Origin of the sequence: Bradyrhizobium vignae, from assembly GCF_004114425.1 — a bacterium.
GTDB classification, from domain to species: Bacteria; Pseudomonadota; Alphaproteobacteria; order Rhizobiales; family Xanthobacteraceae; genus Bradyrhizobium; species Bradyrhizobium vignae.
On record NZ_RDQF01000040.1, the window covers coordinates 59,724 to 70,269 of the forward strand.

Consider the following 10,546-nt stretch of genomic DNA (forward strand, 5'->3'; position numbering starts at 1 on the left):
ACGCTTTGGGACGATGACGCTGGATTTGCCCGGAATTTCCCATTCCCCTTCCCCACAATCAGGACACGATTGCGTGGTCCTTTTTGAGCGTTCCGGATGTGGGGAAGTTTCTCCGGACGCTTAACGTCGCCTAAACGCCAGTCGGCGCAATTGTCATAAAGTATGCCGACGGACTGATGTCGTGGCTTGGGGTCATGGGTGGATGTTCGGGGCCGTTCCGACATTAGGGGCTGACTTTCGTGCCGATCGGATGCGGTCCGGTCGGCACGGTCGTGCGCTCCGGGTCGGTCTGATCTCAGGCTTGGTGCCGTTGTCGCTGGCGCTGGTTCAATGCGGCAAGGCGCCCGATCCCGCTGCGCTGGCGGCGAACTCGCAGGCGAATGTCCAGGTCGTCGCCAAAACCAACTCGCAAACTTCGCGCGTGGCAAGCGGCGACACGTTCGAGGACCGCTTTCCGGCCCCGCAGTTTGAGGAGCGCTTTCCCTCGGCAAGTGAGAGCTTCCTGCAACGGCAGATGTCGGACTTCTCGCCCAAGCGCGCTGTCCAGCAACAACCGCGGGAGCAATCACCCTACAAGGTGGCGTCGCTCGAGCCGCAAGTCCCCTACAAGCGCCCCGGCCGCGAGGACCTGACGACGCTGGTCAGCATGAAGTCGTCAGCCTTTCCCTATTTCGGCAACAACCCCGCCTCCGACGCGCCCTTCCTCAACATCTCCAAGGGCGACCGTCGCGGTCATCGCAGCTATTCCGGGCGCGTCTACTGGCAGGACGAGACCTATAGTGACAGCCGCGTGCTGGTGCACGTGCCCGAGCATTTCGACGTGCGCAAGCCGGGCGTGATCGTGGTGTTCTTCCACGGCAATGGCGCGACGCTCGAGCGCGACGTGCGCGACCGCCAGTTGGTGCCCAAGCAGATCACCGATTCCGGGGCCAATGCCGTGCTCCTTGCGCCGCAAATGGCCGTCGATGCCGCCGATTCCAGCGCCGGCAAGTTCTGGCAACCGGGCGGATTCAAGCGCTTCATGGCGGAATCGGCCGACCATCTCGCCCGCCTCACCGGTGATCCCAACAGCGCGCGCGCCTTCGCCAACATGCCGATCGTGATCGTCGGCTATAGCGGCGGCTTCCTGCCGACGGCCTGGAGCCTGGAGGTCGGCGGCATCAGCGACCGCGTCCGCGGCGTGGTGCTGCTCGACGCCGTCTATGGCGAAATGGACAAGTTCGCCTCCTGGATCGAGAGCCACCGTTCCGGCTTCTTCGTCAGCTCCTACACCCGCTACACGGCGCGGCGCGACCGCGAGCTGATGAGCATGCTCAGGCAGAAGGGCATCAGCGTCGCCGAGGACATGGATGGGCCGCTACAGCCCGGCAGCGTGGTGTTCGTGGAGACTGGCGAGGGCATCACCCATCGCGACTATGTGTCCCGCGCCTGGACGCGGGACCCGCTCAAGGACGTGCTTGTGAAGATGTCGGCGACGCCATCGCTCGCGCTCACGCGCGTCGCCGCCACCAATCCATCCGTATCGAGCCGCTAGGCCGATAGTGAGCCTAGCCTGATAAGTTGAATACTAGTTCTTGGGCAGCTTCGGAATGCTCTCGGCAAAGCCGTTGAAGCAGGCCAGCCGCTCGTCCTCTTCCTTGAAGAAGCGGCAATCGGCGTAGCCCTTGGCCTTCGCCGGCTTCGGCTTCGGGGCCGGCGGGATCACGGCGTCGTAGCAGTTGAGGCGATCCTTGGTGCCGTCGTCGATATCGAGGCAGGCCTGGAGCCGAACGGCGACCGATTGCGGCTTTCCCTTCGCTGCCGCGGCAGGCTTGGCTGCGGCCTCCTTGGTCCCCTTGGGCTTGACCTGCACCAGCGGCTTGTCCCCCACCATCGGTGGCTTCTCGGTTTGCGCAAATGCGGAGGCTGAATAAAGCACCGCGGCAACCGCCAAAATCATCCTCATCTCGGTCAACTCTCTTTGATCCCCATGAACGGCCTTCTAGCGCTCCCGCGCGCCGTTTGCCAAGCGCCTTGCGTAGACGAAACGCGGCGTTCAGGCGGTTGCGGCAGCCGCCGGCCGGGGCCGGGTCAGCACCACCAGCATCAGTGCCAGCACGACGAAGCCGACCGCGACGAAGCCGAGCGCATGCAGGAGCTCGTGGGCAAACAGCAGCCCGCCGACGGCAGAGCCCACCGCCTGGCCGATATAAAGGACCGAGGTATTGAGCGCGACGGTCGCCGAGGCCAGCGGCGGCGCGGCCGCGACCAGCCGCACCTGTTGCATCGAATTGGTCGAGGCGAAGCCAAGGCCCCAAATCGCGACCCCGCCCGCCATCAAGACGAGCGAGCCGGCGGCGAGCGTCCAGCCGGTCATCCCGGCAAGCAACAGGCAGGTGAACAGCAGCGAGGTGCGATAGGGCCCCGAAGTGTCGACGATGCGGGTCGCGACGACAACGCCGAGGAAGCCGCAGACGCCATAAAGCGCGAACACCATGCCGATCGCATCGGGACCGGCGCCGGTGAGCTTGTTGAGCAGCGGGCCCATGTAGGTGAACACGACGAATTGTCCCGACATTTGCAGCATCGTGATCGCAAGCAGCAGCAGGATCGTCCTGCTCCGGCCGACGGCGGCCCACGTCTTCAGATCCACTGGTGCGCCCTTCAGGCCCGCCGGCAGTCGCAGCAACAGCAGCAGGAAGCTGATACAGCCGAGCGCGCCGATGCCGCCATAGGCCGCGCGCCAGCCATAGCGACTGGCGATGAAAGTGATCAGCGGCAGGCCGATGGCGGCTGCCAACGACCAGCCGAGGAAAATGTACGCAATGGTGCTACCGCGTCGCTCCGCCGGCACGATCAGCGCTGCCGTGCCGGCGGCCTGCGGCGTATAGAGCGCGCCGACCGCGAGCATCACGAGACGAATGATCAGGAGGCTGATGTAGTCGGTTGCGAAGGCCGAGGCGAGATTGCCGGCGGCGAGCACCGCCAGCGTCGTCGCAAGCAGCGTTCGCCGTTCGATACGGCTGGTGAGCCAGGCCGTCAGCGGCGAGCCGATGCACAGGGTGACGGCACCGAAGGTGATCAGGAGGCCGGCCGCATGGACGCTGACGTCGAGCCCCGTCGCCAATTCCGGCAGCATGCCCGCCGGCGCCAAAACCGAGCAGCCGGTGACGAGATTGCCGAGCATCAGGGCGGTGGGGGCAAAACGGCCAGCGGCTGGGGCATTTTCCATGCAATCGCATGTAGCGGCGGCATGTGACGAGTTAAAGGGCTCGGCACCAAATAGTTGGCCCACCGCCCCGGCTTTTGCGCGCCACTTTCTTGGAAATGCCGGATTGCACAGGCCGAATCGCCTGATATATCGCTCGTTCCCGCTTACCTGCGCTCGTTCGCAGGAGTGAGCCTCAGGAGAAAGCAATGACCGACCAGCCCAAATCCGAGTCCGGCTTCCAGTACAGCCTGTCCAATCTGAAGCCCGTGACCCCCGCTCCCAAGATCACCCTCACCTTCCCCGACGGCGCGAAGCGCCAGTTCGACAAGGGCATCACGGGTCTCGACATCGCCAAGGGCATCTCGCCGTCGCTGGCCAAGCGCACGGTTGCGATGGCACTCGACGGCGCGCTCGCCGATCTCAACGATCCCATCGAGAATGATGCGAAGATCGAGCTGGTTGGCCGCGACGATCCGCGCGCGCTCGAATTGATCCGCCACGACTGCGCGCACGTGCTGGCGGAAGCCGTGCAGACGCTGTGGCCGGGCACCCAGGTCACCATCGGTCCGGTGATCGAGAACGGCTTCTACTACGACTTCTTCCGCAACGAGCCGTTCACGCCGGAAGACTTTGCCGCGATCGAGAAGAAGATGCGCGAGATCATCGCGCGCGACAAACCCTTCACCAAAGAGGTTTGGGATCGCGAAAAGACAAAGCAGGTGTTCCGCGACAAGGGCGAGGCATTCAAGGTCGAGCTGGTCGACGCCATTCCCGGCAACGAGCCGATCAAGATCTACTACCAGGGCGACTGGTTCGACCTCTGCCGCGGCCCGCACATGACCTCGACCGGCAAGGTCGGCAATGCCTTCAAGCTGATGAAGGTGGCCGGCGCCTATTGGCGTGGCGACAGCAATAACCCGATGCTGACCCGCATCTACGGCACGGCCTTCGCCAAGCAGGAGGACCTCGACGCTTATCTGAAGCAGATCGAGGAAGCCGAGAAGCGCGACCATCGCAAGCTCGGGCGCGAGCTCGACCTCTTCCACTTCCAGGAGGAAGGTCCGGGCGTCGTGTTCTGGCACCCGAAGGGCTGGACCATCTTCCAGCAGCTGATCGCCTATATGCGCCGTCGCCTGACCGGCGACTACAACGAGGTCAACGCGCCGCAGATCCTCGACAAGGTCTTGTGGGAGACCTCGGGCCATTGGGGCTGGTACCGCGAGAACATGTTCGCGGCGCAGTCGGCCGGCGACGAGGCCGAGGACAAGCGCTGGTTTGCGCTGAAGCCGATGAACTGCCCGGGCCACGTGCAGATCTTCAAGCATGGCCTGAAGAGCTACCGCGACCTGCCGCTGCGCCTCGCCGAGTTCGGCGTGGTGCATCGCTACGAGCCCTCCGGCGCCATGCACGGCCTGATGCGCGTGCGCGGCTTCACCCAGGATGATGCACACATCTTCTGCACCGAGGACCAGCTCGCCGAGGAGTGCCTGAAGATCAACGATCTCATCCTGTCGACCTACGCGGATTTCGGCTTCACCGGCGACCTCACGGTGAAGCTGTCGACCCGCCCCGACAAGCGCGTCGGCACCGATGCGATGTGGGATCACGCCGAACGCGTGATGGCGACCGTGCTGCGCGAGATCCAGTCGCAGAACAATCACATCAAGACCGAGATCAACCCGGGCGAAGGTGCGTTCTACGGGCCGAAGTTCGAATATGTGCTGCGCGATGCCATCGGCCGCGACTGGCAGTGCGGCACCACGCAGGTCGACTTCAACCTGCCGGAGCGGTTCGGCGCGTTCTACATCGACCATGACGGCGGCAAGAAACCGCCCGTGATGGTGCACCGCGCGATCTGCGGCTCGATGGAGCGCTACATCGGCATCCTGATCGAGCACTATGCCGGCAACTTCCCGCTCTGGCTCTCGCCGGTGCAGGCAGTGGTCACCACCATCACCTCGGAAGGCGACGAGTACGCCAAGGTGGTGCTGGAACAGGCGCGGCGCGCCGGGCTTCGGGTCGAGATCGACCTGCGCAACGAAAAGATCAACTACAAGGTCCGCGAGCACTCGCTGGCCAAGATCCCGGCCCTGCTCGTGGTCGGCAAGAAGGAGGCCGAGACGCATTCGGTCTCGGTTCGCCGCCTCGGCAGCGACGGGCAGAAGGTGATGTCGACGGCCGAGGCGATCGCCGCCCTCGTCGACGAGGCGACCCCGCCCGACGTCAAGCGGGCACGGGGCATCGTCTGATCCCTGAAATCGATCTAAACTCGCTTCCGGTTGCGGGCGTGCATGCCTATCTCGGCATGGCACGCCCGTCGACCCGTTGAAGAGGATATCGCAGTGCCCGACGCCATCGAACTCCTGAAGACACGCCGCTCGGTCAAGCCGCGCGAGATGACCGGACCCGGCCCGTCGGCGGCCGAGCTCGAGACGATCCTCACCATCGGCGCGCGCGTACCCGACCACGGCAAGCTCGCGCCCTGGCGTTTCATCATCTTCGAGGGCGATGCCCGCCAGCGCGCCGGCGAAGTCATCGCGAGGGTCTTTGCCCGCAAGAATCCCGGCGCGCCGGCCGCCGACGTCGAGACCGAGCGCAAGCGCCTCATGGATGCGCCGCTGGTGATCGGCATCGTCAGCTTCACCAGGCCACACCCCAAGGTGCCGGCGTTCGAGCAGGAATTGTCGGCGGGCGCCAGCGCCATGAACATCGTCACGGCCGCCACCGCGCTCGGCTACGGCGCCTGCTGGCTGACCGGCTGGTTTGCCTTCGATCGTGACGTGCTTGACGGTCTCGGCCTCAAGCCGGACGAGAAGCTTGCCGGCTTCGTCCATATCGGCACGCCGACCAAACCGAGCGAGGACCGTCCGCGACCGTGCCTTTCGGAAAAGGTCACGCGTTTTTAATCGAAGGCTTGTTGACGGTCTGAATATCCTGCGGCTTTGATCCCGCCGAGGGAGGAAGCCCGGATGAGACGGCGTGAATTTCTTGTCGCGGCCGCGATGCTCGCCGGCTCGATGATGCGAAGCCGTGCTGCCGATATTCCCGCCCCCTCGTCCGAGGGTCTCGACCGCATCACGGCGTATTTCGACAACGAAGTGGGAAGCGGCCGACTGCCGGGCGCGGTGATCCTGGTCCAGCAGCACGGCAAGCCGGTCTATCTGAAGTGCTTCGGCGTGCGCGACACCAGAACCGGCCTCGCCATGACGCCGGACACGATCTTTGCGATCCACTCGATGACCAAGCCGATCACGTGCCTTGGCGCGATGATGCTGATCGACGAAGGCAAGCTTGCGCTCACCGACCCCGTCTCGAAATACATCCCGCTCTTTGCCGAGACCAAGGTGGGCCTCGAGGTCACCGAACCCGACGGCAAGCTCGAGCTTGACCTCGTGCCACCGGTCCGTCCCGTCAACATCGAGGATCTGCTGCGGCACACCTCGGGCATCAGCTACGATTATATCGGCGGCAAATGGGTCGAGCAGGCCTACAAGGCCGCCAATATTTTCGAGGGTCAGTTCAACAACAGGGAATTCGCCGATCGCATCGCAAAGCTGCCGTTGGCGCGGCAGCCGGGAACGCTGTGGCGCTACGGCCATTCCACCGACGTGCTCGGCGCCGTCATCGAGATCATCTCGGGCCAGACGCTGTATGAATTCCTGAAGGCACGCATCCTCGATCCGCTCGGCATGAGCAGCACCAAATTCGCGCTCGCGACGGAGGACGAGCTTGCGCGGATGGCGCGGCCGCTGCCGAACGATTTCATCCTGCTCGCCGGCGAGCGCGAGCGGCTCGATCATCCCGAATGGCAGTCCGGCGGCGGTGGCCTGCTTTCGACCATCACCGACTATCAGCGTTTCGCGCAGATGCTGCTCAACGGCGGCGAGTTCGCAGGCAGGCGCTATCTCAGCCCGGCCGCGTTCAAGGCCATGACGACCGATCACATCGGGCCGGGCTCCGGTGTCGGACGCGACTATTTCTACTTCCCGGGCGACGGCTTCGGCTATGGCTACGGCCTTGCGGTTCGGACCGATCCCGGCAATGCGAAACCACCGCCGCCGGGCTCGCTCGGCGAATTGAAATGGGACTCAGGGAGCGGCACCTATTTCGGCGTCGATCCCAAGCTCGACATGGTCTACCTCATGATGCAGCAGACCCAGAACGAGCGCAGCCGCATCACACCCGCGTTCAAGGCGCTGGTCTACGACTGTTACCCGCCCGCACTACGCCGCCCGTGAGGTGCGCTGAGCGAAATCGGCCAGGAGCTTTCCGATCTCGGCTGCCGGCCGCGCAGCGCTGAACAGAAATCCCTGCACCTCGTTGCAGCCTTCGGCGCGCAGCCAGTCGAGCTGATCCTCGGTCTCCACGCCCTCCGCGGTCGTGGTGATGTTGAGGCTGCGGCCAAGCCCGGAGATCGCGCGCACGATCGCACTGCAGTCGGGCCGCTGCGCCAGATCCTTGACGAAGGAGCGGTCGATCTTGATCTTGTCGAAGGGAAAGCTGCGGAGATAGCTGAGGCTGGAATAGCCGGTGCCGAAATCATCCATCGAAATGCCGACGCCGAGTTCGCGCAACTGGTGCAGGATGGCGAGATTGGCATCCGTCTCGGCCAGAAAGACCGATTCGGTGATCTCGAGCTCGAGCCGCTTCGGCGACAGGCCGGACTGCGCCAGGGCCGAAATCACCACCTGAACCAGGTTGCGGCTGCGGAATTGCGCCGGCGACAAATTGACCGCGACCTTGACGTCGACAGGCCATTTGACCGCCTCGGCGCAGGCTTCGCGCAGCACCCATTCGCCGAGCTGGATGATGAAGCCAATATCCTCGGCAACAGGGATGAACTCCGCCGGCGAGATCATGCCCTTGTCCGGATGACGCCAGCGCAGCAGCGACTCGAAGCCGGAGATGCGGTCGGAGGCGATCGACACCAGCGGCTGATAGTGCAGCTCGAACTCGCCATTGGCGAACGCGCGGCGCAGATCGAGCTCCATGTCGCGGCGCCTCTGCGCCTGGAGGTCCATCTCACGCGCGAAGAAGTGGTGCACGCCACCGCCCTCGGATTTCGCCCGGTACAGCGCCATGTCGGCATTGCGCATCAACTCTTCCGGCGTCGTGCCGTCGCCGGGCGACAGCGCGATGCCGATGCTGGCGCCGATCACCATCTCCTGCCCGTCGAGATCATAAGGCGCCTTCAGCATGTCGATCAGCAGGCTCGCGCAGGCGCTGGCCTCGTTCGGCGAAACGTCGGCCGCCAGGATCACGGCGAACTCGTCGCCGCCAAGCCGCGCCGCGAGATTGGCGCCGCGGACCGCTGCGGTCAGGCGTTCGGCGACCTGCTTCAGCAGGCGGTCGCCCACCGGATGGCCGAAGGAATCGTTGATGTTCTTGAACAGGTCGAGATCGATGTAGAGCACGCCGACCCGTTTTCCGCCGGCCTGGCCCAGCGCCTGCTTCAGGCGCTCCTGGAAGTGTGCGCGGTTCGGCAGATCGGTGAGCCCGTCATGGTGCGCCATATAGGCGATGCGGGCCTCGGCCTTGCGCCGTTCGGTGATGTCGACCACCGCAACCAGGTAGCCGTCGCGATCATCGAAGGCGACGCGGCGGCCGAAGGTGAGCACCTCGATCTCGCTGCCGTCGGCGCGCAAGTGCCGCCAGTTGCGCGAGGAGTGATAGGCATCGCCGACGCGCTCCAGCGCCTCGGCGTGGCTGTCCCACTCGTCCTCCGGCCAGATCTCGTGCAGCTTCATGCGCAGGAAAGTGGCGCGGCTGTAGCCGTAATGCTGGACCGCGGCGTCGTTGACGCTGAGGAACTGCTTGGTCTGTGCGTCGAACACCCACATCGGCATCGGGTTGTTGTCGAACAGCAGACGGAACGAGGCATCGCGCCGCTTCAACGCGGTGACATCGGAGATCGTCAGCGAGACCACGTCGGCGAAAGCGGTGGCGCTGAGCCTGAGATAGCGCCCCTCGCTCTCGATCTCGAGCTGCTCGCCGCGGCCGCCCGAAACGGCCTTGAGCAGGAATTCCATCACCTCTGGCGAGGCCAGGAGCGTGCTGCCCTCGCCGATCCGCCGCCACAACAGGCTTCCGCTCGCAACCTTCAACAGCTCGCCCGCGCTTCTGTTGTGATGCACGACCTGAAGATCGAACGGCCTGCCGCCCGCATCGCGCAGCGTCGCCAGCGAGACCACCGCGTCGTCGGTCGAGGAAAAGATGGCGTCGAGGAGATTGTATTGCCCGCCGCGCTCGTTGACATAGACGCCAACCAGCGTCGCGCCCCAGCGCGAGGACGTAGGCAGCGCCAGCAAATCGTAGGTCCTGACCATGCCGTCGCGCACGCAATGCGCGCTCGCCTGGTGCGGCCGTCCGGTCGCAAGCGCGCTCGCCGCCGCTTCCGACAGCGCCGTGGCACAGTCCGGCGAGAGCTCGGCGACGGGAATGTCCCAGCGCTCCTCGCCGAGCCATTTCTGCACGTAGCGGCCGCTGCGCGACAGCTCGAGCGCACCGTCGTGCTTCAACAGCGCGATGTGGTCGGCGAGCCGCCCGAGGCTGCCGAGCATCACGTCCTCGTAGCGCGGCAGCCGCTCGCCCGGCTTCAACGCCGCGCGCCATTTGCGCTGAAGCACCGGGATGTCGTCGAACATTTCGGCGGCCGGTTTCCCCGGCATCTGCTTCGCGGCAGTCATCGTAATCCCCAACGCGCTTTCCCGGCGCATCCAATGCAGGCGCGCTTAACGACCTGTAAAAAGCGCGCAGGCGCGGGGTCGGTTCGGCAACTATGACAGTTTTAAGTCGGGTGTTGGTTAGTGCGCGTTAGAGACTATGACGGTTGTGCAAAGGCGATGCCCTCGTGTCCCGGGCGCGACGCAGCGCGCAAGCGTCGCGGCGCCGAGCCGGGACCCAGCAGGCCGCGCAACTCGCGGCAACATGGGCCCCGCTCTGCAGCGCATCGCTAGAGGAGCGCTGCGCTGCGTCCGGGGCACGAGAGCGGATTTTGTCGCGCACAGCTGCCTCAACATCGTCATTGCGAGCGGAGCGAAGCAATCCAGAAATGCATCCGCGGAATGACTCTGGATTGCTTCGCTCCGCGCAATGACGGAGCAAGTGGCGCCGGCGTCGCTCTGCGGCCGGCATCTGAATTGCAGACACGCCTTCGCATCCTCGCGGCTCATCTCGCCCGAGCTTTGCTTCGTCGCCTCACCCTCAATTGAAAGAGGGCGCAGGGAGGACCGCATAGGCGTTAAGTTTGTTCTTGAGTGTTGGAATCACACGTGATTCCAAGGCGGGATGGCAGACGAATCGCTTCTGAACGAGGACTGGACGAGAGTGGTTACGCAGCTCGGCGGGGCTGCGCAG

General features: G+C 64.7%; 7 protein-coding genes. 4 read left to right on the forward strand and 3 right to left on the reverse strand.

Going from position 1 to position 10,546, the window contains the following annotated elements:
- Positions 1-202: 202 nt before the first annotated feature.
- Complete coding sequence (locus tag EAV90_RS27445) at positions 203-1,534, forward strand: alpha/beta hydrolase (protein WP_129145231.1); 1,332 nt, start codon at positions 203-205, stop codon at positions 1,532-1,534.
- A gap of 33 nt (positions 1,535-1,567) precedes the next feature.
- Here the strand turns inward: EAV90_RS27445 and EAV90_RS27450 are convergent, their stop codons facing one another.
- Together EAV90_RS27450 and EAV90_RS27455 are read right to left on the reverse strand one after the other, a co-directional pair.
- A complete protein-coding gene (locus tag EAV90_RS27450) occupies positions 1,568-1,945 on the reverse strand; it encodes a hypothetical protein (RefSeq protein ID WP_129145232.1) in 378 nt (125 codons plus the stop codon).
- Positions 1,946-2,035: 90 nt separating this feature from the next.
- Positions 2,036-3,211 carry an MFS transporter gene (locus EAV90_RS27455; RefSeq protein WP_129145233.1) on the reverse strand — a complete coding sequence of 392 codons (1,176 nt, stop codon included), beginning with the start codon at positions 3,209-3,211 and terminating at the stop codon, positions 2,036-2,038.
- 185 nt (positions 3,212-3,396) lie between these two features.
- On the opposite strand from EAV90_RS27455, the gene thrS reads away from it, so the two are divergent.
- The 3 genes from thrS (at position 3,397) to EAV90_RS27470 (ending at position 7,428) form a co-directional block, all read left to right on the forward strand.
- Complete coding sequence (gene thrS / locus EAV90_RS27460; protein ID WP_129145234.1) at positions 3,397-5,439, forward strand: threonine--tRNA ligase; 2,043 nt, start codon at positions 3,397-3,399, stop codon at positions 5,437-5,439.
- Between the two features lie 93 nt (positions 5,440-5,532).
- On the forward strand, positions 5,533-6,096 hold the full coding sequence (locus tag EAV90_RS27465; RefSeq protein ID WP_162500224.1) for a nitroreductase family protein: 564 nt from the start codon (positions 5,533-5,535) through the stop codon (positions 6,094-6,096).
- 63 nt (positions 6,097-6,159) lie between these two features.
- Positions 6,160-7,428 carry a serine hydrolase domain-containing protein gene (locus tag EAV90_RS27470; RefSeq protein WP_129145235.1) on the forward strand — a complete coding sequence of 423 codons (1,269 nt, stop codon included), beginning with the start codon at positions 6,160-6,162 and terminating at the stop codon, positions 7,426-7,428.
- Here the strand turns inward: EAV90_RS27470 and EAV90_RS27475 are convergent.
- On the reverse strand, positions 7,414-9,876 hold the full coding sequence (locus EAV90_RS27475; RefSeq protein ID WP_129145236.1) for a putative bifunctional diguanylate cyclase/phosphodiesterase: 2,463 nt from the start codon (positions 9,874-9,876) through the stop codon (positions 7,414-7,416). The genes EAV90_RS27470 and EAV90_RS27475 overlap by 15 nt on opposite strands.
- Positions 9,877-10,546 lie beyond the last annotated feature (670 nt).